Here is a 25,310-nt window from a genome sequence, read left to right as displayed (position 1 = left end):
GCCACCGACTCGGTATGGCGGCGGCTGCTCGTCGACCCCGCCTCCGGAACCCTGCTCGACTACGGGCGCACGGTGTACCGGCCCCCGGCCGGGCTGGCCGACTTCGTCCGCGGCCGCGACGTCACCTGCCGCACCCCGGGGTGCCGCCGCGCCGCGGCGACCTGCGAACTCGACCACGTCACCCCATGGAACACCGGCGGGCCCACCGACGAGGCCAACCTGTGCACCGCATGCACCGCCCACCATCACATGAAGGAACATCCCGGCTGGCAGGTCGTCCTCCATGACGACCGCCGGGTCGAGTGGATCACCCCGACCGGGCACCGGTACTGGACAGAGCCCCACGACTACCGGGACGGCTGACCGCGACCCCCGATTCCGGGTCACCGTTCATCGGGGATCGTTTCGCCCTGGGTGCTCGCAGTGATCGCCGCCCCCGGTCCCGGCGCGGGGTCGGTGAGGGCGAGGTGATGCTTCACGACCTCGCTCGTGGTGGGTGCGTCCACCCGGCCCCAGGTGTCGGGGTCCCAGAGCCCGGCGCGGCGCAGGGACGCGGCGCAATGCACGAACACCGACTCCACGGCGATCCCGACCGCCGCGACCGGCACCCGCCCCGAATCGGCCGACCGGTCGAGGATCGTGCCGTCCGTGGTGATCCACGCCCGCCCCTCGACCCGCAGGATCTCGGCCCGACCCGGGAGCAGGAACAGCAGGGCGGCGTGCGGGTTGGCGAGCAGGTGCCGGTGGGAGTCGAGCAGGTTGTTGCCGGGGAAGTCCGGGACCGCCAGCCGGTGCGGGTCGAGGACCTGCACGAACCCCGGCTCGCCGCCACGCGGTGACACCGTGCAGCAGCCGTCGGCATCCGACGTGGACAGCAGGGCGAACGGGGAGGCCGCGATGAGGGCGCGCGCCCCGTCGTCGACGTGGTCGATCTTCTTGCGGGCCACCAGCTCGTTCGGGGCCCGGTAGAGCGCGGCGAGGTGGGCCGGGTCGGTCACGACGTCGGCGAAGGGGATGGTCACTGAGCCCACCCTAATCGGTCGGGGCGGCGCCGTCCGGGCCGAACGCGGTCAGGAACCGGTCGCGGAAGGACTCCATCGGCCACACGGGGGCCCGCTCGCCCGGGCGCAGGCCCTCGTCCCAGTCCCAGCCCGCGATGCGGTCCAGCACGGCGGGGTCGCGGGTGACGATGCTGATCGGGACATCGCGTCCCGCGCCCTCGCCGGTGATCACGGGCAGCGGCTGGTGGTCGCCGAGCAGGACGAGCACCAGGTCGTCGTCGCCGTAGGTCTCGACGTAGGAGATCAGCGCGGACAGGCTGTACTCGACCGAGCGCCGGTACTCGGTGCGCGACAGGTCGGTCGGGCGCGGGCCCGCGGGGGCCAGCGCCTCGTAGACCGAGCCGTCGCCGATCTCGGCCCAGTCCAGCAGGGGCGGGACGAACGGCCAGGGCGCGTGGCTGGTGACGAGTGCGATCTCGGCCATCTGCGGCCCCGCCGCGGCCGTGAGCCGCTGGAAGGCCGACAGGGTGTACTGGTCGGGCACCGTGGCCCAGCCCAGGTCCGGGCCCCGGTAGTCGAGTGCGTCGAAGTCGATGATCCGGTCGTAGCGGTAGAACGCACCCTCGGGCCACGGCCCGGCGGTGCCCGGCATCACGGCCGCGGTGCTCGCGCCCACGTCGGTGAACATGCCGGGCAGCGAGCGGCGCTCGCTCGCCATGAGGGTGCGGTAGCGGCTTTGGTTGGTGACGGGCAACCCGGAGTGGAACGTGGCGTGAGCCAGCCAGCTGCCGCCCCCGACGATCGGGGAGGTCAGGTAGCCGCTGCGAGCCGCGAACCCGTCGACGGCCAGGCGCTGCGTGCCGTCGTCGAGCACGGCCCCGATCTGAGGCGCGAACTCGGGGTCGGTCACGGCGTCGCGGCCGTAGCTCTCGACGAACGCGACGACGACGTCCTTGCCGCGCAGCGCGGTGAGCAACTCGGCGTCCGGGGTGTCGGCGAACGCGTCGACGCCGACCTGGGCGGCGAACTGCCGCTGGTCGAGCACGCTCGCCCAGGACGCGGCGAGCGTGGACCCGACCTGCCCGGTGATGCTCGCGGACGCCACCGCCACGCCGGGAACAAGCTGCACACCCAGCAGCGCGCAGGCGAGCCAGACCGGCGCCAGCCCCGCGGCCGTGCGCAGCGCGACCGGGCGGTGCGGGGCGAGGACCCGGCCCAGGTGCCGCACGGCGAGCGCCAGGAGGACCGGGACCGCGACGGCCAGGACCGCGGCGCCGACCGTGGCCGCGAGTGCCGCGCCCGGCCCGTAGGAACCGGACACGAAAGTGGCGGCGTCGGCGAGCAGGACGGTGTCGACGACGGGATCGAAGGGGCGGCCCAGCGCCGTGCGGAAGCCCCGGTCGACCACGCCGAGCACGGTGAGCAGGCCCAGCAGCGCGCCCAGCCCGACCGCGACGGCGTCGCGGGCCCGGGCGGGCAGCAGCACCAGCAGCACGATCCCGGCCAGCGCCTCGAGCGGGATCCGGACGAACGCCGCGGCGGTGAACGGCTCGCCCCCGCGGGGCACCAGGAGCGCCCCGGCGACGAGGAGTACCGCCGCCGCGGTCCGGAGCCGGGTCACGTGACGGGGCCGGGCGCGGCGGGCCCGCGTTCCCGCCACAGCCAGGCGACCGAGCCGCCGAACGACCAGACCAGCGCGCCCAGCGCCACCGCGGTCAGCGCCGCGGCCACCGTCCCCGGCAGGAGCCCCGACGCGGCCACGACCAGCACGATCCCCTGCGCCGCCGCGACGAGCTTCGCCGAGGTGCGCAGCGGAAGCCGCCCGCTCAGCCACGGCGCCACCCGCGCCGCGGCGACGAACAGGTAGCGCATCAGGCCGATCGCGAGCACCCACGGACCGAGCAGCGTCGCGACGTGCACGCTCAGCACGAGCAGCAGCGCCGCGTCGACCTCCATGTCGAACCGGGCACCCAGCGCGGTCGCCGTGCCGGTTCGGCGCGCCACCTTCCCGTCGACGGCGTCGAGCGCCAGCGCCACCGCGGCCAGGCCCACCAGCAGCGGAACCGGGGTGTACCCGGTGGCGAGCCCCTCGACGACGAGCGCGGTGATCGCCCCGACGAGCGTGGCGCGCGCGAGCGTGACGAGCCCGGCCGGTCCGAGCGTGAACTCCCCCGCGCGCTCGGCGGCCCCGGCCAGCAGGTGCCACAGGGCCAGCACGAACCCGAGCCCGGCCACCCACCCCAGCGGGCCGGTCGCGACGGCGGCCAGCAGGAGCATCTGCACGAGCACCGCCGCCGAGAGCTGACCGTCGGTGGACTGTCGGGTTACGCTCGACATGGACGAGTTCATACCTCTCAGCACGGACGGGAACGGGCAGAGGTTCATCGCTTCCGGGTTCGCTGGAGAGGGGAACGGGGTGGAGCACGCCTTCTGGGTCCGTGCGCCGGGTGAGGGCGAGATCCGACCCATCACGCTACCCGCGCCCGGCCCCGACGACGTGGTCGTCCGGGCCCTGTTCTCCGGGGTGAGCCGCGGCACCGAGTCGCTGGTGTTCCGCGGCGGCGTGCCCGAGAGTCAGGTCACGGCGATGCGCGCCCCGTTCCAGGAGGGCGGGTTCCCCGGCCCGGTCAAGTACGGCTACCTGTCCGTCGGCGTCGTCGAGCAGGGGCCGGCGACGCTGCTCGGGCGCACCGTGTTCTGCCTGTACCCGCACCAGACGCGCTACGTCGTGCCCGCCGCGGCCGTCACCGCCGTCCCCGACGACGTTCCGCCCGGCCGCGCCGTGCTCGCCGGCACCGTCGAGACCGCGGTGAACGCGCTGTGGGACGCCGCGCCGCTGGTCGGGGACCGGATCGCCGTCGTCGGGGCCGGGATGGTCGGCTCCTGCGTCACCGCGGTGCTCGCGCGCTTCCCCGGCGTGCGGGTGGAGCTGGTCGACGTCGATCCCGGGCGGGCCGCCGTGGCCGCCGCGCTGGGTGTGGGGTTCGCCCGGCCGCAGGACGCGGCGGGGGACTGCGACCTCGTCGTCCACGCCAGTGCCACCGAGGCCGGGCTCGCCCGCAGCCTGGAGCTGCTCGCCGACGAGGGCGAGGTGATCGAGCTGAGCTGGTACGGCGACCGACCGGTGCGCGTGCCGCTCGGCGAGGCGTTCCACTCGCGGCGGCTCACCGTGCGGGCGAGCCAGGTCGGCGCCGTCGCGCGGTCCCGGCGCATGCGGCGCGGCTACGCCGACCGGATGGCGCTGGCGCTGCGGCTGCTGGCCGACCCGGCCTTCGACGCCCTCGTCACCGGCGAGTGCCGGTTCGTCGACCTGCCGTCCGTGATGACCGATCTCGGCTCCGGTGAACCGTCCGCGCTGTGCGTGCGTGTCGTCTATGACCAGGAGGAGGGCCCGTGTTCAGCATCACCGTCCGTGACCACGTGATGATCGCGCACAGCTTCACCGGCGAGGTCTTCGGACCGGCGCAGCGGCTGCACGGCGCCACCTACGTCGTGGACGCCATGTTCCGGCGCCCCGACCTCGACGCGGACGGCATCGTCGTGGACATCGGGCTGGCCACGCAGCGGCTGGGCGCGGTCCTGGCCGACATCAACTACCGCAACCTCGACGACGAGCCCGCGTTCGCCGGTGTCAACACCTCCACCGAGTACCTCGCGAAGGTCGTCGCCGACCGGCTCGCCGGCGCCGTGCACGCGGGGGAGCTCGGCGACGGCGCGCGGGGACTGGCCGGGATCGCGGTCACCCTGCGCGAGTCGCACGTGGCCTGGGCGACCTACGAGCGCGACCTGTGACGACGGCCACCCGACCCGTGGTGCAGGGGACCGTCCACGTCGTCCTCCCCGACGACGTCGACGACCCGGCGCTGCCCAGCGGCGGCAACGCCTACGACCGCCGGGTCTGCCGCGGGCTCGCCTGCGGCGGCTGGGCGGTCGAGGAGATCGCGGTGGGCGGGTCGTGGCCGCGCCCCGACGGCGCCGCCCGCGCGGCGCTGCGGCGCGCGCTGGACGGCCTGCCCGACGGGGCCGTCGTCCTCCTCGACGGGCTGGTGGCGTGCGGGGTCCCCGACGTCGTCGTCCCGCAGGCGGGCCGGCTCGCGCTCGTCGTGCTGGTGCACCTGCCGCTCGGCGACGAGGAGGGCGGGACCGAGGAGGACCGCGCGAGCCTCGCGGACGCCGAGCGCGCCGTCCTGCACGCCGCCGCCGCCGTCGTCGCCACCAGCCCGTGGACCGCCGCCCGGCTCGCCGACGTGCACGGGCTGGCCGGCGTGCACGTCGCCCGTCCGGGGGTCGATCCCGTCCCCCTCGCCAGGGGGTCCGGGGGCGCGGGACGGCTGATGTGTGTCGGCTCGGTCTCCCCGACCAAGGGGCAGGACGTGCTCGTCGCCGCGCTCGCCACCGTGGTCGATCTGCCGTGGACGTGCGCGCTCGTCGGCCCGCTGCGCCGCGACCCCGCCCACGTCGCCCGGGTACGGGCCGCCATCGACGGCCACGGCCTCGCCGGCCGGGTACGGCTCACCGGCCCGCTGACCGGGCCGCCGCTCGACGCCGCGTACGACACGGCGGACCTGCTGGTGGTGCCCTCGCGCGCGGAGGCCTACGGCATGGTCGTCACCGAGGCGCTGGCGCGCGGGGTGCCGGTGCTCGGCTCGGCCGTCGGCGGGATCCCGGAGAGCGTGGGCGGGGACGCGGGCCTGCTGGTCCCCCCCGGCGACGCGGGCGCGCTGGCCGGGGCGCTGCGGCGCTGGTTCGCCGATCCCGACCTGCGGGACCGCCTGCGAAGCGGTGCGGCCGCCCGACGCGACGTACTCGACGGTTGGGAGGTGACCATCCGATGCCTCGCAGCGGTTCTCCGGCGATGTGGGACGCGCGGCTGAGCGAGCCCGGGTCGCCCGAGTGCACCCCGGACTGGCTCGCGCTGCGCGAACCGGCGGACGCCGCGGGCCGGGCCCCCGAGCTCGCCGAGACCGTGCGGCGCCGGCTTCCCGACCCGGCCGCCGGTGAGGGACCGCTGCGGATCCGCGACCTCGGCTGCGGCACCGGCTCCATGCTGCGCTGGCTCGCGCCGCGGCTGCCCGTGCCCCAGCACTGGGTGCTGCACGACCGCGACCCCGTGCTGCTGGCCCGGGCCGAGGCGATGCCCCGGCCCGCCGGGATCACCGTGGAGACGGTGTGCGGGGACCTCACCGCGCTGGGCCCGGCCGATCTGGCGGGGACCGCGCTGGTCACGGCGTCGGCCCTGCTGGACCTGCTCGACCCCGCGGAGGTCGACACGCTCGCCGGGGCGTGCGTCGACGCCGGGTGCACCGCCCTGTGGACCCTGTCGGTCTCCGGGCTCGTCGTCATGGACCCACCGGACCGGCTGGACGCGGAGTTCGCGGCCGCGTTCGACGACCACCAGCGGCGCACCGTGGACGGCAGGCGGCTGCTCGGCCCGGACGCCGCCGCCGTCGCATACGCGAGCTTCGCCGTGCGCGGTGCCGACGTGCAGCGCAGGCCCAGCCCCTGGCGGCTCGGCGCGGCGGACGCCGCGCTCACCGAGGAGTGGATGCGGGGCTGGGTCGCCGCGGCGTGCGTGCAGCAGCCCGAGCTGGCCGACGACGCCGCCGACTACCTGGCCCGACGGCTCGCATCGCTGGCGGCGGGCCGGCTGCGGGTCGTGGTCGGGCACGTCGACGTGCTGGCGGTCCCGGCGGGTGCCCGATGAGCGGGGGTGGGCGGTGATCCGGGTGCTGGCCGGCGCCGCCGTGCTGGCCGGGCTGGTCGCGACCGTCGGCGCCGAGGCGTTCGTCGCCGGCCTGCGGGCCGTCGACGGGTGGTCCGTGCTCGCGGCACTGCTCATCGGGCTGGTCACGACGGTGCTGAGCGCGGCGCGGTGGTGGCTCGTCGCGCGCGGGATCGGGGTGCCGCTGCGGATGGGCACAGCCGTGGCCGACACCTACCGGGCGCTGTTCCTCAACTCCGTGCTGCCGGCGGGCGTGCTCGGTGACGTCCACCGCGCGGTGCGGCACGGTCGCCACGACGGCGGCGCGGGTGCGCGTGCCGTCGTGCTCGAACGCGTGTCCGGTCAGGTGGTCGTCGTCGCCGCCGGGATCGTGGTGCTGCTCGCGCAGCCCGGGCCCGGTCCGGCGCTCACGACCGGCCCGGCCGGTGGCGCCTCCGCGGCGCTGGCCGCGCTGGCCGCGCTGGCCGCGCTGGCGGCGCTGCGCTCGGCCCGCGTGCGGGCCGTGCTCCGCGCGACGGGAGCCGACCTGCGCTCCGGTGTCCTGGCGCGGCGCACCTGGCCGGGCGTGGTCGCGCTGTCGCTGGCCGGGCTGGCCGGGCACCTCGTGCTGTTCGTCGTCGCCGCGCGGGCCGCCGGGGCCCAGGCGCCGCTGCCCGAGCTGCTCCCGCTGCTGGTGGCGGCGTTGCTGGCGATGGTGCTGCCGATCAACGTCGGCGGCTGGGGGCCGCGGGAGGCGGTGGCCGCGCTGGCGTTCGGGGCGGCCGGGTTCGGAGCCGCGCTGGGCGTCACCGTCGCCGTCGTGTTCGGGGTGCTCGGGCTCGTCGCCTGCCTGCCCGGCGCGGCGGTGCTGCTGTGGCTGCGGGCCCCCGGCCGCGCACCGGTGCCGGTCCCGTGCTGATCCTCGTGCGGCACGGCGAGGTCGCGGCCAACGCCGACGGCCTGCTGCTGGGCCGTGCCGACCCGCCGCTGACCGAGACCGGCTACCGGCAGGCGTGCGCGCTCGCCGAGGTGCTGCCGCCCGCGGCGCGCATCGTCTCCAGCCCGCTCGCCCGGGCGCGCCACACCGCCGCCGTGCTCGCGGGAGCGCCGGCAGGCGTCGTCGACGTCGACGGTGTCGAGGTGGATCCCCGCTGGGTCGAGATGGACTACGGCGACCTCGACGGCTGCCCGCCCACCGCGCTGGGCGACCGGTCGTGGCAGGAGTGGCGGACCGACCCGGGCTTCGTCCCGGCGGGAGGGGAGTCCCTGGCCGCGGTCGGCCGCCGGGTCCGCGAGGCCTGCACGGAGCTCGCGGCGGACGCGGCCCGCGGGGACGTGGTGGTCGTCAGCCACGTGTCACCCATCAAGGCGGCCGTCACCTGGGCGCTGGGTGTCGGCGACGAGGTGGCGTGGCGGATGTTCCTCGGCGACGCCGCCGTGTGCCGCATCGACACCGGCGGCCCGCGCCCGTTGCTGCTGGGCTTCAGCGACACGACCGCCGCCGACCGCAGCGCCGCAGCCGACCGGCACTAACCAGCCACCTGGCGCCGCGCCGCCGGGGAGAGGCGGGCGTAGACGTCGCCGGAGCGGCCCAGCGGCCGGTGCCGGTCCAGCACGGTCTCCAGCTCCGCCGCGGTGAGCCAGCCCTCGCTCGCCCAGGTCAGCGTCTCCACGGGGGAGTAGTTGTAGCGGTAGCCGCCCCCGCCCAGGCGGTCCACCAGCGCGAGGACGGCCAGCGTGGCGTCGTGGGCCGGAGGCAGGTACTCGAACGACAGCGCGCGCACGGGTCGCGACAGCCCGGACAGCACCTCGAGCTCGAACCCCTCCACGTCGACCTTGCAGAACGCGGGCTCGCCGTGCGCGGCGACCAGCGCGTCCAACGTGCTCACCGGCACCTCCACCGACCGGTCCCAGCGCACCCGGGCGAAGCTGCGGTCGGTCCCGACGGCCCCGATCCAGTCCGGGGACATCGACGACACCGTCGGGGTGGCCGTGGACACCCCCAGCCGAGCCGTCCCGGGCCGGGACCCGAGGGCCTGCGCGACGACGACGACGCCGGCGTCGCGGCCGAAGAGCAGGCGCAGGATGCGCGCGAAGTCGGGCTGCGGCTCCACCGCCACCACCCGGGCACCCAGCGTGCGCCAGGCCCGTACCCGGCTGCCGACGTGCGCGCCGACGTCGAACGCGACGTCACCGGGGCCCAGGAACTGCCGGTAGAACCGCACCATCCGGCGGTGCCGGCCGGGAATGGCGTGGTACATCGCGAGGGACCGCAGGATCCCGCGGAGGCGGCGCAGCATCGGGCGAGCCTACGGGTGAGCCCGAGGCCTCAGCGCTCGCTGAGCTCGGCCTCCCGCTCCGCGGGCTCGGCCGTGCGCTCCGCGGGGTCGGCGACCGTGCGCTGGGCCGGGATCCGGCCGGGCGCCACGTCGATCACGGGTATCGGCCCGGTGTCGAGGTAGCCCTGCCAGTCATGGGTGGGGAACCCGGCGAAGCGTGCGGCGAGCCAGTCGTAGTCGCGTCCGCGCCCCCCGCACCGCTCGCAGATCTTCGCGTAGCCGTGCCAGGTGTCCAGGCACCGGCAGCACTGCAGGTGCGACCGCCGCCAGCGTCGGTCCACGCGCATCACCGCCAGCGTGCCGATGACGAGCACGACGGATCCGGCGGCGAGGGTCACCCAGACGAGCACCGTGCGACCGTAGCGGGATCGCGACGTCCTCGGGGTGCGTCCGAACGGGTGGCGTCCGATCGCCTTACGTGACGGCGAATGGCGTCAGTGCCCGCGGAACGCCTCCTGCAACCACCACGACGGTTCGTCGGAGCGGACCTTCGCGTCCACGAGCATCGGCCGGTCGCGCGGCCCGCCGAGCCATCCCCGGACGACGTCCAGGTCCGACACCTGTCGTACGGTGGCCGCCGCGCACCCGTACCCCGCGGCGAGCGCGGCCAGGTCGGTGTCGGGAAAGCGGACGCACCCGTGGTCGGCACCGGTGAAGTGGTGGAACTCGGCGCCGTAGCCGGCGTCGTCGTAGACGACGATCAGCATGCCGATCCCCAGGCGAACCACGGTCTCCAGCTCGGACACCCCCATCAGGAAGCCGCCGTCGCCCACCGCGGCCACCGGCAGCCGGTCCGGGCGGGCCAGCGCCGCACCGATCGCGGTGGCCAGCCCGAGCCCGATCGACTGGAAGCCCTGGGTGAAGCAGAACCCGGCCGCGTCCGGCACGGCCAGGTAGGCGCTCGGATACCCCATGAAGTTCCCGGAGTCGACGGCCACGGTGCGCGCGGGCGGCAGCAGCGCGTCGAGCGCCGCGGAGAGCGTGCGCGGGTCGATCCGGGCCGGGTCGGGAGTCTGCGGCGGCACCGGCACCTGCGCCCACCGCCCCTCGGTGGCGATCCGTACGCCGACTGCGTCGGTGCGGTAGCCGGGCCCGCCCGCGACCAGTGCGGCCACGTCGCGGGCGGTCTCGGCGACGTCGCCGAGCACCCCGAGGTCGACGTGACGCTGCGCGCCGATCGCCGCGGGCGTGTCGTCGACCTGCACGACGGTGGCGCCGTCGCCGAGCAGGGCCCCGTGGCGCGTGGTCCACATCGTCAGCGACGCCCCCCACGCCACTACCAGGTCGGCCGCGGCGATCAGCTCGGCGGCCAGGTCGGTGGCGAACCCCCCGCAGATGCCCAGGTTCCAGTCGTGGCCGCTGAACAGCCCGTTGGCGACGGCCGAGGTGGCGAGCAGCGCGCCGCAGGTGTCGGCCAGCGCGGCCACCTCGGGACCTGCGGCGCGCGCCCCGCGCCCGGCGAGGAACACCGGCCGCTCGGCGGCGTCGACCAGCGCGGCGAGCCGCGCCGCCGCGGCGGCGCCGGGCCGGGCCGGGGGCCGCGCGGCGAACCGGGCGGGCCCGGGCTCGCCGTGCGCGGCCTGCACGTCCAGCGGCAGGCTCAGTACGACGGTCCGGCGCAGGCCGCGGCAGGTGTCGTAGGCGCGGGCCAGGTCCGCCACGGCCGACGCCGCCGAGTGCACCCGTTCCGGCACGGCGCCGACGGCCGCGACCAGCGCGTCCTGGTCGACGCGGAAGTTGGACCGCACCGCCGATCCGGCCGTGTCGGCCGCCAGGACCAGCAGCGGGGTGCGGCTCTTGGCGGCCTCGGTGATGCCGGTCAGCGCGTTGGTCAGCCCGCAGCCCTGGTGCAGGGTCAGGACCGCGACCTCGCCGGACGTGCGCGCGTAGGCGTCGGCCATGGTCGCCGCGCCGCACTCGTGCCGGGCCGCGGTGAACGGCACCCCGTGCGCGCGCAGGGCGTTGGTGACGTGGAAGTTGCCGCTCCCGACCACCCCGAACGCGTGCCCGACGCCCAGCCCGGCGAGTGCCGCCCCGACGGCGTCGGCGACCGTGCTCACCGGTCGACCAGCGCGAGCACCCGGGCCGGGCTGCCCGACCCGCCGACGATCGGCAGCGGCGCCACCACCAGCAGCGCACCGGTCGGCGGCAGCCGGTCGAGGTTGCGCAGGCTCGTCAGACCCCACTTGTCCGCGCCCATCAGCGAGCTGTGGCAGGGGAACGGCGGGTCGAAGCCGTGCGCGGCCCCCGCGTCGGTGCCGACGGTCTCGACCCCGAACCCGGTGATGGGTGTGTCGGCGGCGAGCCAGCGCGCGCAGTCCGGGGCGACGCCGGGGGTGTGCGGGCCGTTCTCGTCGGCGTTGGCGAACGCCGCCGCGTCGTCGCCGCGGGCCGACCAGCCGGTGCGGAACAGCAGCCAGCCGCCGTCGGGCAGCGGGCCGTGCTCGGCCTCCCAGGCCGTGACGTGCTCGATCCGCAGCAGGAAGTCGGGGTCGCGCTCCACCTCGGCGGTCATGTCCAGCACCGCGGCCGGGGCGACGAGCGTGCTCATCGGGGCCTGCGCCACGTCGAGGCCGTCCCGACCGGTCACCCAGTGCACCGGGGCGTCGAGGTGGGTGCCGGTGTGCTCGCCGGTGTGGATGTCGTTCCAGTACCAGGCCGGTCCGCGGTCGTCGTAGCGCGAGAGCTCCTCGAGCCGGAAGCGGCTGGTGTTCGCGAACGGCGGCGGCAGCTCCAGGATCGGGGTGGACTCCTGCAGCGGCGTGGTCAGGTCGACGACCTGCACGGCGCCGGAGCGGGCCGCGTCGAGCACGGCGGACAGGACGGACATGGCGGCTCCTGGGTGATGGTGCCCTGGGGACGGGGACGGCACCCGTCACCCTGACGTGGCGACGCCCGCGGCGCCATCCCCCGCGCCGTCGTCGCCCGGAGCCCGCGGTCAGGCGGTCCGGCCGGTGGCCCGCAGGGCCCGCGCCAGACCCAGCGCGGCGGTGCGGACGGCGGGGGCGAAGCGGGCGGTGTCGAGCCGGTTGGCCCAGCCGGTGATGGAGACCGCGGCCTGCGCGTGGCCGTCCGCGCCGAGCACGGGAGCGGCCACGCACGCGATCCCGACGGTGGACTCCTCGTGCTCCACGGCCACCCCGCGCTCCCGGATCCGGGCCAGCTCGGCGTCGAGCAGCCCCGCAGCGATGATCGTGCGCGGGGTCCGGCGCTCCAGCCCGGCGGCGACGACCGCGGCCAGCCGGCCGGGCGGCGCGTACGCGAGCAGCGCCTTGCCGACCCCGGTGCAGTGCGCCGGCATCCGGCCCCCGAGGCGCGAGGGCACCGCGGGCCCGCGCCGCCCGGCGATCTTGTGCACGTAGACGACCTCGATGCCGTCGAGCACCGCGAGGTGCACGGTCTCGTGGGTGGCCTCGAACAGGTCGGCCAGGAACGGCGACGCCGCCTCGCGGAGCCCGCGCTGCAGCGGCGCGAGCTGGCCGAGCTCGAACAGCCGCATGCCCAGGCGCACACCCGTCGCGGTGCGCTCCACGACCTGCCACTGCGCCAGCTCCCCGAGCAGGCGGTGGGCGGTGGTCTTGGGCATCCCGGTGCGGCGGCACAGCTCGGCCAGCGTCAACTCGGTGTCGCCGGGGCGGAACGCGGTGAGCAGCGTCATCGCCCGCGCCACCACGGAGTTCGCCTCGTCCACGCGAGGCAGCCTATGGCCCGCCGCCGGGGGCGCGCCCGATCTCCCCGGGCGCGCGGCTGCCCCACCCTCCTCACGACCTGACGGCTTCCCCCGCCCTCACAGGCGCTTCTCCGCGAAGTAGTCCGCGATGTGGTTGCGGTTGTACTTCTCGATCTGCACGTAGCCGGTGTCCTCGAACAGCACGCGGCTGTGCTTCTGCTCCGGTCCGGCGTCCAGGCGGGCCCGCCGGTAGCCCAGCGCGCGGGCGGCGTCCTCCAGCGCGGCCAGCAGCGCGCGCCCGATCCCGCCCGAGCGCGCGTCGGGCACGACGTACATCCGTTTGATCTCGCAGAGGTCGTCGTCGAGGCGGCGCAGCCCGCCGATGGCGACGGCCCGGTCGCCGGCGAAGCCGATCAGGAACGTGCCGCCCGGCGGTACCATCTCGTCGGGCGTGGTGACCGAGCCGGGGCGGACGACCCGCCCGGGGTACTGGGTGTCGAGCAGGTCGTTGAGCTCGGCCATGAGCTCGCGTCCGGGGGACAGGTCGGAGCGCCCGGCGCGGAACTCCACCGGTGCATCGGCCGGACGGGACACGGCGGCTGTCCTCCCGGGTCAACGATGGCGCCGACGCCCGTCGGCGGAGGTCCGGCTTCCAGTGTGACCTGCCGACCACCGGAAGGGAAGCAGACGTGAGCCGGGAGTCCTACGGGGTGCCGAGCCCCTGCGCGGCCGCGGCCGCCCGCACGGCGTCGATGACCAGGTGCAACGACGGCCGCCGCGAGTTGCCCGTCCGGTAGACGATCGACACCGTGCGGATCACCGGGTCGGTCAGGGCCAGGACGTCCACGGTGGGCGGGCAGAGCGTGAGCCCGAGATCGGAGACGAGGGTGACGCCGAGCCCTGCGGCGACCATCGCCAGCGCGGTGGCCTGCTCTCCGACCTCGTGCTCGACCCGCGGCTCGAACCCGGCCGACTGGCAGGCGACCCGCACCGCCCGGCCGAAGTGCGAGCGGGGGCCGGCCAGGATCCACGGGTGCTCGGCCAGCCCGAGCAGCTCGACGGTCCCGGCCGGGACCGCCCCGGCCGGCACGGCCGCGTGCAGCCGCTCCACCCCGATCACGTCCCGGGCCAGGCCGGGGTCCAGCGCGATCGGGAACGTCGAGTACTCGATCACGAAGGACAGGTCCAGCGTGCCGTCCCGCACGGCACCGGCGGTCTCCTCCGGGGCGAGCTCGCGGGTGCGGACCCGGATGCCGGGGTGGTCGACGGCCAGTGCGGTGAGCGCCGGGGGCAGCAGGCCGGACGCGACCGACGCCCACACCCCGGCCGTCAGCGTGACCGAGACGGTCTCCTGGGCCTCCTCCAGCGCGGTCGTGGCGCGCTCCACGGAGCCGAGGATCTCCTCGGCGTGCTCGGCGAGCACGAGGCCGAGGTCGGTGAGCTGCACCCGGCGGCCCAGCCGCTCGAACAGCGTGGCCCCGACGTCGCGCTCGAGCTGCGCGAGCTGCTGGGAGACCGCCGACGCCGTGTAGTGCAGTGCGGCGGCGGCCGCGGTGACGGTGCCCCGGCGGTGCAGCTCGCGCAGCATCCGCAACCGCTGCAGGGAGAGCTCCACGGGCACCACAGTATGCAGCTGTGCAGGAAGGCTGAACGCCACCTTCCACGATCCGTAACTGGACGCCGCAGCCGGCCGGGACGCACGCTGACCGCACCGACGACGACGACTTGGGGGTGGGCTGCCGTGACCACGATGCAGGAACCGATGGGGCCGGTCCAGCAGCAGCGCGTCACCGGAGCCGGGCGGCCGCTGATCCGGCTGACCTGGACCGACCCGGTCACCGGAGCCGACGGCTTCCTCGTCGTGCACCTGCTGGTGTCCGGGCTGGCCACGGGCGGCACCCGGATGCGCGCGGGCTGCACGATGGCGGAGGTCGAGGACCTCGCGCGCGGCATGGCCGCCAAGACCGCCGTGTTCGACCTGCCCGTCGGCGGGGCCAAGGGCGGCATCGACTTCGACCCGAAGGACCCGCGCGCGATCGGCGTGCTCACGCGGTTCTGCGAGGCCATGCGACCGTGGCTGGACGCGCACTGGGTCACCGCGGAGGACCTCGGCGTGCCCCAGCACCTCATCGACGAGGTGTTCGCCCGGATCGGGCTGCAGCAGTCCTACCACGCGGCCATCCGCCGGTCGCTCGATCCGGAGGCGACGCTGCGCCGCGTGCACGCCGGGCTGAACGCGCCCGCCGACGGCGGGCTGCTCGGCGACGTGATCGGCGGCTACGGCGTGGCGCAGGCGTGCCTGGCCACGGCGAACACGTGGGCGTGGGAGGTGGCCGCGACCACCGTCGCGATCCAGGGCGTCGGGACGATGGGCGGCGCGGCCGCCTGGTACCTGCACGAGGCGGGGATGCGGGTGGTCGCCGTCGCCGACGCGGCCGGCACGCTGTACGACCCCGCGGGTCTGGACGTCCCGGCGCTGCTGGAGCTGCGCGACGCCTTCGGCGAGATCGACCGCTCCCGGGTCCCCTCCGGGGTCACGCAGCTGCCGCGCGAGGCGGTGCTGTCCGCACCGGTCGACATCCTCGTGCCGGCGGCCATCTCCTACGCGATCACCGCGGACAACTGCGCCGCGGTGTCGGCGAGGGTCGTGGTCGAGGCGGCGAACACCGCCACCACGGCCGAGGCCGAGGCGTTGCTGCGGGCCCGCGACGTCCCGGTCGTGCCGGACTTCGTGGCCAACGCGGGCGCCGCGGCCTGGGCGTGGTGGCTGCTGCTGGGCCAGGTCGGGGCGGACCCGGAGGACTCGTTCCTGCGGCTGCGCACCGAGATGCGGACGAAGGTGGCGTTGCTGCTGGAGCGCTGGGTCATCGACGGGGTCCCGCCGCGGCACACCGGGTGGGAGCTGGCCGAGGCCCGCCGCGCGGCGCTGGCCGGCGGTGGTCCGGAGCAGCCGGTCGTCATCCCCTGACGGCTGGCTCGAGCGCCGCGGGGGACAGCTCGTCGCACCCCGAGGAACTGCGGCGGGACGCCCGGTCCCGACGGTGTGATCGCGGCGCGGTGCTCAGTGCCGCCAGCGCCTGCGCGGCAGCCGGGCCGGGATCAGCGCGACCACGGCGTCGGCGCACGGGGCGGTGTCGAGGTGCGCCGTGCGCAGCTGCTCGCGCATCTCGGGCTCCTCCACGCCCGCGATGTGCAGGAACGCGCCGCAGCGCGTCGCCTCGCGGTCCAGCTCGGCGAGCACCCGGGCGCCCCAGCGGCCCAGGCCCGGCACCCCGGCCAGGTCGAGGACCACGTGGGTGGCGCGGGCCAGCTGCTGTCCCACCCGCTCGCCCAGCAGCTCGGCGCCCCGCTGGTCCACCGCACCCGACACCCGGACCACCACGACCTCGGGGCGCGGCGAGTACAGGCGCAGGTCCGGGTCGACCCCGGGCAACGGGTCCCGCAGCACCGCGATGTGCGACAGCGGCGCGGCCCGGTGGTCGGAGGCCGTCCAGGACTCACGAACAGCGTTCATGCGCGTATCCCCGTGTACGCCGGTGGCGGCGGCCGGATCGCCGGCGGCCGGGTTCTGTGAGTACCCGCATCGGCCCGCGCGAGCTACCGCTGGACGGGGGTTACTCGCGGGTGTGCCGTGGGCCGGTCGGTGGGTAACGTCGGGCCGGTGGAACACGTCGATGTCCTCATCGTGGGTGCGGGCCTGTCGGGCATCGGTGCGGGGTACCGGTTGCAGACCGAGCATCCCGGCCGCAGCTACGCGATCCTGGAGGCCCGCGACGCGATCGGCGGCACTTGGGACCTGTTCCGCTACCCGGGCATCCGGTCGGACTCGGACATGTTCACCCTGGGCTACCCGTTCCGGCCGTGGACCGAGGCGAAGGCGATCGCCGACGGCGGGTCCATCCTGGGCTACGTCCGCGACACGGCCGCCGAGTTCGGCATCGAGCGCCACATCCGGTTCGGGCGCCGCGTGGTGGCGGCCGCGTGGTCCTCGACCGACGCCCGGTGGCAGGTGGAGGTCGCCGTGGGTGAGGAGACCGAGCGGTACACGTGCTCGTTCCTCTACCTGTGCAGCGGGTACTACAGCTACGAACGCGCCCACACCCCCGACATCCCGGGGCTGGCCGACTTCGCCGGCCCGGTCGTGCACCCCCAGTTCTGGCCCGAGGACCTCGACGTCACCGGACGGCGGGTGGTGGTGGTCGGCAGCGGCGCCACCGCGGTGACGCTGGTGCCGGCCCTGGCGCCGCAGGCCGCGCACGTCACGATGCTGCAGCGCTCGCCGTCGTGGATCACGGTGCTGCCCGGCACCGACGCCGTGGCCGACGCGCTGCGCCGCCACCTGCCCCGGGCCGCCGCGCACCGGGTCGCGCGGTGGAAGAACATCCTCACGACGCAGGGGTTCTACCAGCTCTGCCGGCGGCGGCCGCGGCTCGCGGCGAAGTTGCTGCGCGCCGGGGTGGCCCGCCAGCTCGCCGACCCGGCCACCGTCGACGTCGACTTCGCTCCCCGCTACGACCCGTGGGACCAGCGGCTGTGCGTCGTTCCGGTGGGCGTCGGACCCGACGCCGACCTGTTCCGGGCGGTGCGCTCGGGGAAGGCGTCTGTCGTGACCGAGCGGATCACGCGGGTCACCGCCACCGGGGTGCGGCTGGAGTCCGGCCGTGTGCTCGACGCCGACGTCCTCGTCACCGCCACCGGCCTGGAGCTGGTGGCGTGCGGCGGCATCGCGCTCAGCGTCGACGGGAACGCGATCGACCCGGGGGAGACGGTCGTCTACCGCGGGTGCCTGCTCTCGGGCGTGCCGAACCTCGCGATGTGCGTGGGCTACACCAACGCGTCCTGGACGCTGCGCGCCGACCTCGCCTCCCGCTACGTGTGCCGGCTGCTCGCCCACATGGACTCCCGCGGCGCCACGTCCGCGGTGCCCCGCCCGGCCGGGCCGGTCACCGCCCGGCCGCTGCTCGACCTGAGCTCGGGCTACGTGCAGCGCGCGGCGGCCCGGATGCCCAAGCAGGGCGGGCGCGCACCGTGGCTGCTGCGCCAGAACTACCTGCTGGACCTGCTCGGCATGCGCTTCGGCGACCCTGCGCGGGACATGGAGTTCCGGCTACCGCGGGAGATCGACGGATTGCGGGTCCGGGAGGCCGCGGCGGGCACCTGATACTGGCGCCCATGGAAGACGTTCCACCTACGTCACTGCGCCGGTGGCGGCGGATGCTGGCCGACGAGCGCGCCGAGGCGCAGGTCTACCGCGAGCTCGCCGCCCGCCGCGACGGTGAGGAGCGGGAGATCCTGCTCGGGCTCGCCGAGGCCGAGGAGCGGCACGCCGCGCACTGGGAGACCCTGCTCGGGGACCGGATCGGCCGGGTCGGGCGCGGCGCCACCCGGATGCGGCTGCTCGCCCTGCTCGCTCGCCGGTTCGGGTCGGTGTTCGTGCTCGCCCTCGCCCAGCGGGCCGAGACCCGCTCCCCGTACGGGACCGACGGTGACGCCACCCCCGCCATGGCCGCCGACGAGCGCGTGCACGAGGAAGTCGTGCGCGGGCTGGCCGCGCGGGGCCGGGCGCGGGTGTCGGGCACGTTCCGGGCCGCGGTGTTCGGCGCCAACGACGGGCTGGTCAGCAACCTCGCGCTGGTGCTGGGGGTCACCGGCGCCGGCGCGTCCGCGTCGACCGTGCTGCTCACCGGGCTCACCGGGCTGCTCGCCGGCGCGCTGTCGATGGGGGCCGGGGAGTACGTCTCGGTGCGCTCGCAGCGCGAGCTGCTCGCCGCCTCGGCGCCCGACACCCGCGACGCCGACGCGGTGCTGCGGCGCCTGGACGTCGACGCCAACGAGCTGGCACTGGTGTTCCGGGCCCGCGGGATGGAGGCGGGCGAGGCCGAGCGGCGCGCGGTGGCCGCCCTGCGCAGCGTCGACCCGGCCCGCTCGGTGGCCGGTGGTGACACCGACGACGGGCACGGGGTCGTCGGGACCGGGCTGGGCGCGGCGGCGTCGAGCTTCGTGTTCTTCGCCAGCGGCGCGGCCATCCCGGTGCTGCCGTTCGTCGTCGGTCTGACCGGGGTGGCCGCGATCGTCGCCGCCTCGGTGCTGGTGGGGCTCGCGCTGATGCTGACCGGCGCCACCGTCGGTGTGCTGTCGGGCGGGCCACCCCTGCGCCGCGCCCTGCGCCAGCTCGCGATCGGTGCCGGCGCCGCGGCCGTCACCTACGGTCTCGGCGCGCTGTTCGGCGTGGCCGTCGGGTAGCGGGTCAGCCCAGGCCGCCGCGCTTCACCAGCTGTGCGGCGATGACGTTGCGCTGGATCTCGTTCGTCCCCTCGCCGACGATCATGAGCGGGGCGTCGCGGAAGTAGCGCTCCACGTCGAACTCGCAGGAGTAGCCGTAGCCGCCGTGGATGCGCACGGCGTCCAGCGCCACCTCCATGGCCGTCTCCGAGGCGAACAGCTTGGCCATGCCGGCCTCCATGTCCGCGCGCCTGCCGGACTCGAAGACCTCCGCGGCGTGCAGCACGAGCTGCCGGGCGGCGGTGATCTTCGTGGCCATGTCCGCGAGGTAGTTGCCGATGGACTGGTGCTGCCAGATCGGCCTGCCGAACGTCTCGCGCTCCTGGGCGTAGCGCAGGGCGTCGTCGAACGCGGCGCGCGCCACGCCCAGCGCGCGGGCGGCCACCTGGATCCGCCCGGTCTCCAGGCCCTTCATCATCTGGGCGAACCCGCGGCCCTCCTCGCCGCCGAGCAGGGCGTCCGCGGGGACCGCCATGTCGTCGAAGGCCAGCTCGCAGCTCTCGACGCCCTTGTAGCCCAGCTTGGGCAGGTCGCGCGAGACGGTCAGCCCCGGGCCGTGCTCGACGAGCAGGATCGACACGCCGCGGTGCGGCGGGTCGGAGCGGGGATCGGTCTTGCACAGCAGCGCGATGAGCTGTGAGCGCCGGGAGTTGGTGATCCACGTCTTGGCCCCGTTGACGACGTACCCGTCCCCGTCCCGGCGCGCGTGCGTCGTCATCGCCTGCAGGTCCGAGCCGCCGCCCGGCTCGGTGAGCGCCATCGTCGCGCGCACCTCGCCGGTGGCCATCCGCGGCAGCCAGCGGTCCCGCTGGGCGTCGGTGCCGTGGTCGACGAGCAGCTTCGCCACGACCGTGTGCCCGCCCATCGCGCCGGCCAGGCTCATCCAGCCCCGCGCCAGCTCCGCGGTGACCAGCGCGTAGCACGGCATCGACACCGGTGCCGGACCCCACGGCTCGGGCACGGCCAGCCCGAAGATCCCGAGCTCCTTCATCTGCGCGATGAGCGCCTCGGGATAGGTGTCGGCGTGCTCCAGCTCGCGGACGACGGGCCGCACGTCCCGGTCGACGAACTCCCGGACCACGTCGACGACGGCCCGCTCCTCGGCGCTGAGTTCGCTCACGTCCGGTGGTCCTCCTGCCTCGAGCACCCGCACGGCGAGCACGGCGATGTCGTCGGTGTCGCGGGCGTCGCCCAGCAGCGCGTCGCAGAGCTCGTCGACCGGGTCGCGGGCCGGGCACCAGCCACACAGTAGGGCGCGGCGGGGTCGCACACCACCGGTTGCCCGGGGGTCAGGACGGGTCGATCGGCAGGTAGCGGTCCAGCCCGGTGATCGCCACGGCGCGGGCGGCGGGCCCGTCCGGGACGAGCAGGATCCGCAGCCGCCCGGGGGCGAGCTCGGCCGCCTCCAGCAGCAGCCCGATGCCCGCGCTGGCGAGGTAGGTGACCCCGCTCAGGTCGAGCACGACGGGCCCCGCGGCGAGCCGCGACCGCAGGTCGGCACGCAGCGCCGGCACGGTCGCCAGGTCGAGCTCGCCGGACACCACGAGGCGCTCGGCGCCGCCGGCCTGCGCCGCCGCCACCGGGTCGGCCCCCGCGGGCGGTGCCGGCCCGGGCTCGTGCGGTCCCGCCGCGGGTGGCGGGAGGACGAACCGCAGCCGGGTGCCGCCGTCGTCGTGGTCGAGGGCGAACTCCCGGCTCAGGCTGTGGATCACCTGGAGCCCGCGGCCGCGGAACCCCGGTTCTCCCGGCGGCCGCCAGGTCCCGTCGTCGGCGACCTCGACGGTGACGCCGTCGTCGGCCGCCACGTCGACGCGGTAGCGGACCTCACCCGGCGCACCGGCGCCGTAGGCGTGTTCGACGGAGTTGGCCACGGCCTCCCCGAGGGCCAGCTGGAGGTCGTCGACGAGCTCCGCGGCCAGCCCGCCGCGCGCCGCCCACCCCTCGACGTCGCGGCGCATCGCGGCCAGGCTGGGCGGCACGGCCGGGCGGGCGGCGCTCAGCGGGGCCGGGCGCAGCCGCGCCACGATCAGTGCCACGTCGTCGGCGGGTCCGGAGCCGTCGAGCGAGGCGTCCAGCAGGGCCGGCACCAGCTGCCCGACCGGCCGGCCCGCCGCGGACGCGGCCCTCGCGAGGCGGTCGAACCCCTCGTCGACGTTCTCGCCGCGGCGCTCCACCAGCCCGTCGGTGTACAGCACGACCGTGCCGCCGGGGCCGAGCACGTCGCGGCACTCGGTGAACGGCGGTGCACCCCGGACCCCCAGCACGCACCCGTGCGCGCCGTCGAGGTACCGGGCGGCCCCGGCCGCGTCGATCACCAGCGGCGGCGGGTGCCCGGCACGCGCCCACCGCAGGTCGCCGGTGCGGGTGTCGAGCACGACGCAGATGGCGGCGCTGGCCCGGGCCCCGGCGACGCGGTGGGAGTAGCGGTCCAACCAGGTCAGCGCCTGCGCCGGCCCGGGGGCCTGCAGCAGGTAGGCGGACAGGGCGCTGCGCAGCTGGCCCATCACCGCGGCGGCGGCGGGGCCCTGTCCGACGACGTCACCCACCACGATCGCGACCCGGTGCTCGTCGAGCAGGAGCACGTCGTACCAGTCGCCGCCGGTGCGGCTGCCCGATGCCGCGGGCAGGTACCGCGCGGCCAGGGTGAGCCGCGGGTGCTCGGGCAGCTCGGGGGGCAGCAGGCTGCGCTGCAGGGTGTCGGCGAGCTCGCGGCGGGTGTCGGCCAGCGCGGCGCGCTCGAACGCGAGGCCGCCCTCGGTGGCCAGCGTGGTGAGGAACGCCCGGTCGTCGTCGTCGAGGGAGCGGGTGGCCGCGAACCCCACCAGCAGCGTGCCGACCGTGCGGTCCCGGACGCGCAGCGGCAGCGTGGCCCGGGTCGGGTCGTCGGCGTGCGGCCAGACCGGCCCGACCGCCTGGACCGGCTCGGCGCCGGGAGCCTCGGTGAGCCTGCCGGTGTCGAGCAGGTCCTGGTCGCCGGTCCCGGCGACCAGCTCCGGTCGCCCGCCCGGTCGCCGGATCACCACCGCGACCGCCTCGGCCCCGGTGGCCGCGGCCACCCCGTCGGCGAGCACCCGCGCCGCGGCGGCGACCGTGCCCGCCGCGGCCAGCGCCGCGGTGAGCACGTGCAGCTGCCGCTCGCGCGACGCGAGCCGCTCGGCCTCGATCATCATCGTCACCCGGCGGCCGAGCTCCTCCGCCGTGGCCACGTCGGTGCCGTCGAGGGGCTGCGCGCGCCCGGCCCGGGCGAGCACCAGGCAGCCGAGCAACCGCCCGGTGAGCACCAGGGGGACGACCAGGTCGCCCTCGGGTGCGGCGGCGGTGCCCTCCGGGTGGTCGGCGGGGGCGAAGGCGTGGCCCTTCAGCATCCGGCTGCGCAGCTCGTCGTCGACGGGCAGCGCGGCACCGGCGAGGGCCTCGGCGGCCCGCTCCGGGACGCGGTGATGGGCGGCGGCCACCGGCGACAGCCGGCCGTCCGGGCCGGGGAGCAGGACGGTGACGAGGTCGCCGAGCACCGGCGCCACCGTGTGGACGAGGTCGCCGAGCCGGGCGGTGAGCTCCCCGGGCTGGGCGAGCAGGCGCCCGGCGTCGGCGAGCAGCCGGTCCCGTTCGGCGGCCCGCCGCGCGAGGGTGACGTCGCGCAGGGTGCCGACGTACAGGCTCACGGCCCCGTCCGCGTCGCGGACCGAGTCGACGAGCACGTCCGCCCAGATCCGCAGGCCGTCGGCGCGGATCAGCGGCACGACGACGCTCCCGGTGCCGGTCTCGTCCAGCGCGTCGAACGTCGCACGCAGCTGCGCGGCTGCGTCGGGGTCGGTGTCGGGGTCCGGCCACCACGGGTGCGGTGCCGGGACGGGCAGGGCCGAGGGGTCGTGGCCGAGGACGGAGTGGAAGGCCGCGTTGGTCTCCACGACAGTCAGGTCCGGCGTCATGACGAACAGGCCGTCCTGCATCGCGTTGATCAGGGCCGCGCGGTGCGCCGACTCGTTCCGGCGGACCCGGGCCAGCTCCAGGTTCGAGCGCACGCGCGCGACCAGGTCGGCCGAGGAGAACGGCTTGGCGAGGTAGTCGTCGGCGCCCGCGTGCAGGCCCTCGATGGCGGCCTCCTCCCCGGCGCGGGCCGACAGCATGACGACCGGAGTCGTGGCGGTGGCCGGGTCGGTCCGCAGCGCGGCCAGCAGCCCGAAGCCGTCGAGCCCCGGCATCATGACGTCGGTGAGCACGAGGTCGGGCCGAGCGGTCCGGGCCCGCTCGAGCGCGGCGGCGCCGTCGGCGGCGAGCAGCACCGAGTAGTGCGGCTCGAGCAGCCCGCCGAGGAAGCGCCGCAGGTCCGGGTTGTCCTCGGCGACGAGCACGGTCGCGCCCGCCGTGGAGCCCGCGTCCGGCATCGCCGTCACGACCTTCGGCTCGGCCCCGCTCCACTGCAGGGCCTCGTCGCGGTAGAGCCGCGCCGCCCCCGACGCGTGCCGGTCGACCGCGACGCGAGCCGCCGCGTCGGGGGCGGACGGGGACGGGATGGTCACCGTGAACCGGCTGCCCTCCCCGAGCACGGAGTCGACGGCGACCGAGCCGCCGTGCAGCGCGGCGAGCTCGGAGACCAGGGCCAGGCCGATGCCCGATCCCTCGTGGCTGCGGCCGGAGGCGCCCCGCACGCGGTGGAAGCGCTGGAACAGCAACGGCACGTCGGCCTCGGGGATACCGATGCCGGTGTCGGCGACCCGCAGCACCACCGAGTCCGGGTCGGCCCGCGCCAGCTCGAGGGTGACGGACCCGGCGTGGGTGTACTTCACCGCGTTCGACAGCAGGTTGAGGACGATCTTCTCCCACATGTCGACGTCGACGGCCACGCCGCCGGGCAGTTCGGGGCAGGTCACGGTGAAGGCCAGCCCGGCCCGCGTGACCGCGGGGGCGAAGGACTCCGCGATGCCGCGGGTCAGCCCCGCGAGGTCGACGGTCACGCGGTCGGGCACCGCGCGCCCGTCCTCCAGCCGGGAGAACTCGAGGATCGTGTCGACGAGCCGCCGCAGCCGCCCGCTGCTGCGGTGCACCAGCTCCAGCCGGGCACGGTGCACGGGCGGGAGCGGGTGCTCGGTGTCGGCGAGCGCGTCCTCGGCGGGCCCCGCGATCAGGGTCAGCGGCGTGCGCAGCTCGTGGCTGACCCCGGTGAAGAACGCGGTCTTGGCGCGGTCCAGCTCGGCCAGCTCGTCGGCCCGCCTGCGCTGCAGCTGGAACGCGGACGCGTCCGCGATGGCGGTGCTCACCTGACCGGCGACCAGGTCGAGGAAGCGGCGGTACTCCCGGTCCAGTGCCCGGTGCGGGTTCACCCCGGCCAGCAGCACCCCCGCCGGCCGCCCGCCGCCACCGCCGGTCAGCGGCATCGCGACCGCGTCCCCGGCGTCGACGGCCCGGCGCGAATCGAGCACGGCCCACAGCTGCGGGTCCCGTCCGGCGTCGACCAGCGGCGGCGCCACGGCCGGATCCGTGCCGTGCGCGGCCACCAGCCGGGCCGTGTCACCGCCCGGCTCGACGAGGTACACCGCGGCGTACGGGACGTCCGCCCGCCCCCGCTGGAGCACCGCGACGGCGGCGGTGCAGGCCTCGTCGAGCGTCGGCGCCGTGACGGCGGAGATGTCGCCCAGTTCGGACAGCACGCGCAGCCGCCGCTCGCCGAGCACCCGCTCGGTGTCCTCGCTGACCACGCACAGGAACCCCGCGATCCGGCCCGCGGCGTCGTGCAGGGGGCTGTAGGAGAACGTGTGGTAGGTCTCCTCCGGGTAGCCGCTGCGTTCCAGCGTCAGCAGCAGGCCCTCGTCCCAGGTGGCCTCGCCGGTGTCGAGCACGGACTGGATGCGGGGGCCGATGTCGTCCCAGATCTCGGCCCACACCTCGCGGGCCGGGCGGCCCAGCGCCCACGGGTGCTTCGAGCGGAGCGTGTCGCGCTGGTAGGCGTCGTTGTAGAAGAACGCGAGCTCGGGGCCCCAGCCCATCCACATCGAGAACCGGGAGGTCAGCAGGATCCGGACGACGCTGCGCAGCTCCGACGGCCAGGTCTGCGGCGCCCCCACCGAGGTCGCCGCCCAGTCGTGACCCGCCATGACCCGGCCCATCAGCCCGCCGCCGGAGAAGACCTGGTCGGGATCGGTGGGCATGCTCACGATCCGATTGTGTCGTGCCCGGCCCGGCTAGTACTGCAACGGCAGTTCGGGTCACGGAGGGCGGTGGCCGCGGCGTCGGTAATGGCAGACGCGAGCTTCGTGTTGGCGGCGTCGGCGCCAGTTCGACCAGTTGATCGCGCTGTTCATGCAGACGACGGGGACGAG

At 76.0% G+C, this 25,310-nt stretch carries 23 protein-coding genes; 10 read left to right on the top strand and 13 right to left on the bottom strand.

All coding sequences use genetic code 11. The features are described 5' to 3' along the window. On the top strand, nt 1–363 hold a 363-nt coding region (locus Q1K26_RS01485; protein ID WP_300007246.1), incomplete at its 5' end, for an HNH endonuclease signature motif containing protein. A gap of 20 nt (nt 364–383) precedes the next feature. Here the strand turns inward: Q1K26_RS01485 and Q1K26_RS01480 are convergent. Genes Q1K26_RS01480 through Q1K26_RS01470 form a run of 3 tightly spaced genes read right to left on the bottom strand, consistent with a single transcriptional unit; the run spans nt 384 to nt 3,338 of the window. Beyond that, entirely contained in the window at nt 384–1,022 is a 639-nt protein-coding gene (locus Q1K26_RS01480; protein WP_300007244.1) for an MSMEG_1061 family FMN-dependent PPOX-type flavoprotein, read from the bottom strand. 10 nt (nt 1,023–1,032) lie between these two features. Further along, nucleotides 1,033–2,622, bottom strand: a complete 1,590-nt coding sequence (locus Q1K26_RS01475; RefSeq protein ID WP_300007242.1) for a sulfatase-like hydrolase/transferase — start codon at nt 2,620–2,622, stop codon at nt 1,033–1,035. After that, the gene (locus Q1K26_RS01470) at nt 2,619–3,338 is read right to left on the bottom strand and encodes a CDP-alcohol phosphatidyltransferase family protein (RefSeq protein WP_300007241.1); all 720 of its coding nucleotides are present in this window, start codon (nt 3,336–3,338) and stop codon (nt 2,619–2,621) included. The genes Q1K26_RS01475 and Q1K26_RS01470 overlap by 4 nt, the downstream gene beginning before the upstream one ends. 79 nt (nt 3,339–3,417) lie before the next feature. On the opposite strand from Q1K26_RS01470, the gene Q1K26_RS01465 reads away from it, so the two are divergent. The 6 genes from Q1K26_RS01465 to Q1K26_RS01440 are packed head-to-tail and all read left to right on the top strand — an operon-like array spanning nt 3,418 to nt 8,235. After that, the gene (locus Q1K26_RS01465; protein WP_300007239.1) at nt 3,418–4,425 is read left to right on the top strand and encodes a zinc-binding alcohol dehydrogenase; all 1,008 of its coding nucleotides are present in this window, start codon (nt 3,418–3,420) and stop codon (nt 4,423–4,425) included. Beyond that, nucleotides 4,395–4,793: a 6-carboxytetrahydropterin synthase gene (locus Q1K26_RS01460; protein WP_300007237.1), complete on the top strand. Its 399-nt coding sequence runs from the start codon at nt 4,395–4,397 to the stop codon at nt 4,791–4,793. Before Q1K26_RS01465 ends, Q1K26_RS01460 begins: the two co-directional genes overlap by 31 nt. Then, a complete protein-coding gene (locus Q1K26_RS01455) occupies nt 4,790–5,875 on the top strand; it encodes a glycosyltransferase family 4 protein (RefSeq protein ID WP_300007235.1) in 1,086 nt (361 codons plus the stop codon). Before Q1K26_RS01460 ends, Q1K26_RS01455 begins: the two co-directional genes overlap by 4 nt. Beyond that, nucleotides 5,857–6,705: a class I SAM-dependent methyltransferase gene (locus Q1K26_RS01450; RefSeq protein WP_300007254.1), complete on the top strand. Its 849-nt coding sequence runs from the start codon at nt 5,857–5,859 to the stop codon at nt 6,703–6,705. Before Q1K26_RS01455 ends, Q1K26_RS01450 begins: the two co-directional genes overlap by 19 nt. Next, nucleotides 6,695–7,621 (top strand): lysylphosphatidylglycerol synthase transmembrane domain-containing protein, encoded by a 927-nt coding sequence (locus tag Q1K26_RS01445; RefSeq protein ID WP_300007233.1) that lies wholly within the window; start codon nt 6,695–6,697, stop codon nt 7,619–7,621. Before Q1K26_RS01450 ends, Q1K26_RS01445 begins: the two co-directional genes overlap by 11 nt. Continuing rightward, complete coding sequence (locus tag Q1K26_RS01440; protein ID WP_300007232.1) at nt 7,615–8,235, top strand: histidine phosphatase family protein; 621 nt, start codon at nt 7,615–7,617, stop codon at nt 8,233–8,235. Before Q1K26_RS01445 ends, Q1K26_RS01440 begins: the two co-directional genes overlap by 7 nt. On the opposite strand, the gene Q1K26_RS01435 is transcribed toward Q1K26_RS01440, so the two are convergent. From Q1K26_RS01435 to Q1K26_RS01405, 7 genes are all read right to left on the bottom strand, one after another. Then, nucleotides 8,232–9,002, bottom strand: a complete 771-nt coding sequence (locus tag Q1K26_RS01435; RefSeq protein ID WP_300007231.1) for an FkbM family methyltransferase — start codon at nt 9,000–9,002, stop codon at nt 8,232–8,234. The two genes, Q1K26_RS01440 and Q1K26_RS01435, sit on opposite strands and share 4 nt — an antisense overlap. Before the next feature lie 29 nt (nt 9,003–9,031). Next, complete coding sequence (locus tag Q1K26_RS01430; protein ID WP_300007230.1) at nt 9,032–9,391, bottom strand: hypothetical protein; 360 nt, start codon at nt 9,389–9,391, stop codon at nt 9,032–9,034. A gap of 84 nt (nt 9,392–9,475) precedes the next feature. Next, complete coding sequence (locus tag Q1K26_RS01425) at nt 9,476–11,101, bottom strand: thiamine pyrophosphate-binding protein (protein ID WP_300007229.1); 1,626 nt, start codon at nt 11,099–11,101, stop codon at nt 9,476–9,478. Next, nucleotides 11,098–11,871: a cyclase family protein gene (locus tag Q1K26_RS01420; RefSeq protein WP_300007227.1), complete on the bottom strand. Its 774-nt coding sequence runs from the start codon at nt 11,869–11,871 to the stop codon at nt 11,098–11,100. Before Q1K26_RS01420 ends, Q1K26_RS01425 begins: the two co-directional genes overlap by 4 nt. A gap of 108 nt (nt 11,872–11,979) precedes the next feature. Next, on the bottom strand, nt 11,980–12,732 hold the full coding sequence (locus tag Q1K26_RS01415) for an IclR family transcriptional regulator (protein WP_300007225.1): 753 nt from the start codon (nt 12,730–12,732) through the stop codon (nt 11,980–11,982). A gap of 96 nt (nt 12,733–12,828) precedes the next feature. Further along, the gene (locus Q1K26_RS01410) at nt 12,829–13,305 is read right to left on the bottom strand and encodes a GNAT family N-acetyltransferase (RefSeq protein WP_300007224.1); all 477 of its coding nucleotides are present in this window, start codon (nt 13,303–13,305) and stop codon (nt 12,829–12,831) included. 109 nt (nt 13,306–13,414) lie between these two features. Beyond that, complete coding sequence (locus tag Q1K26_RS01405) at nt 13,415–14,326, bottom strand: LysR family transcriptional regulator (RefSeq protein ID WP_300007222.1); 912 nt, start codon at nt 14,324–14,326, stop codon at nt 13,415–13,417. Nucleotides 14,327–14,461: 135 nt separating this feature from the next. On the opposite strand from Q1K26_RS01405, the gene Q1K26_RS01400 reads away from it, so the two are divergent. Next, entirely contained in the window at nt 14,462–15,679 is a 1,218-nt protein-coding gene (locus tag Q1K26_RS01400; RefSeq protein ID WP_300007252.1) for a Glu/Leu/Phe/Val dehydrogenase dimerization domain-containing protein, read from the top strand. Nucleotides 15,680–15,772: 93 nt separating this feature from the next. Here Q1K26_RS01400 and Q1K26_RS01395 read toward each other — a convergent pair whose 3' ends face one another. After that, entirely contained in the window at nt 15,773–16,225 is a 453-nt protein-coding gene (locus Q1K26_RS01395; protein ID WP_300007221.1) for an STAS domain-containing protein, read from the bottom strand. A 147-nt stretch (nt 16,226–16,372) separates the two neighbouring features. Here Q1K26_RS01395 and Q1K26_RS01390 point away from each other — a divergent pair, with 147 nt between their 5' ends. Both Q1K26_RS01390 and Q1K26_RS01385 read left to right on the top strand, forming a co-directional pair. Further along, nucleotides 16,373–17,872 carry an NAD(P)/FAD-dependent oxidoreductase gene (locus tag Q1K26_RS01390; RefSeq protein ID WP_300007219.1) on the top strand — a complete coding sequence of 500 codons (1,500 nt, stop codon included), beginning with the start codon at nt 16,373–16,375 and terminating at the stop codon, nt 17,870–17,872. Between the two features lie 11 nt (nt 17,873–17,883). Continuing rightward, nucleotides 17,884–18,954: a VIT1/CCC1 family protein gene (locus Q1K26_RS01385; RefSeq protein ID WP_300007218.1), complete on the top strand. Its 1,071-nt coding sequence runs from the start codon at nt 17,884–17,886 to the stop codon at nt 18,952–18,954. A 4-nt stretch (nt 18,955–18,958) separates the two neighbouring features. Here the strand turns inward: Q1K26_RS01385 and Q1K26_RS01380 are convergent, their stop codons facing one another. Then, nucleotides 18,959–20,113, bottom strand: a complete 1,155-nt coding sequence (locus Q1K26_RS01380; RefSeq protein ID WP_300007250.1) for an acyl-CoA dehydrogenase family protein — start codon at nt 20,111–20,113, stop codon at nt 18,959–18,961. Between the two features lie 169 nt (nt 20,114–20,282). Further along, on the bottom strand, nt 20,283–25,139 hold the full coding sequence (locus Q1K26_RS01375; protein WP_300007248.1) for a SpoIIE family protein phosphatase: 4,857 nt from the start codon (nt 25,137–25,139) through the stop codon (nt 20,283–20,285). Nucleotides 25,140–25,310: the final 171 nt, after the last annotated feature.

It is taken from the genome of Pseudonocardia sp. (genome assembly GCF_029263155.1).
GTDB lineage: Bacteria > Actinomycetota > Actinomycetes > Mycobacteriales > Pseudonocardiaceae > Pseudonocardia.
The sequence above is the reverse complement of the archived record's forward strand: the minus strand, read 5'-3'. Positions and strand labels throughout refer to the sequence as shown.

Excerpts from the sequence above, each read along its gene's own strand:
- Q1K26_RS01435 (WP_300007231.1), bottom strand. The coding sequence starts at position 9,002 with ATGCTGCGCCGCCTCCGCGGGATCCTGCGGTCCCTCGCGATGTACCAC.
- Q1K26_RS01420 (WP_300007227.1), bottom strand. The coding sequence starts at position 11,871 with ATGTCCGTCCTGTCCGCCGTGCTCGACGCGGCCCGCTCCGGCGCCGTG.
- Q1K26_RS01400 (WP_300007252.1), top strand. The coding sequence starts at position 14,462 with ATGCAGGAACCGATGGGGCCGGTCCAGCAGCAGCGCGTCACCGGAGCC.
- Q1K26_RS01470 (WP_300007241.1), bottom strand. The coding sequence starts at position 3,338 with ATGTCGAGCGTAACCCGACAGTCCACCGACGGTCAGCTCTCGGCGGCG.
- Q1K26_RS01450 (WP_300007254.1), top strand. The coding sequence starts at position 5,857 with ATGTGGGACGCGCGGCTGAGCGAGCCCGGGTCGCCCGAGTGCACCCCG.
- Q1K26_RS01395 (WP_300007221.1), bottom strand. The coding sequence starts at position 16,225 with ATGAACGCTGTTCGTGAGTCCTGGACGGCCTCCGACCACCGGGCCGCG.
- Q1K26_RS01385 (WP_300007218.1), top strand. The coding sequence starts at position 17,884 with ATGGAAGACGTTCCACCTACGTCACTGCGCCGGTGGCGGCGGATGCTG.
- Q1K26_RS01375 (WP_300007248.1), bottom strand. The coding sequence starts at position 25,139 with ATGCCCACCGATCCCGACCAGGTCTTCTCCGGCGGCGGGCTGATGGGC.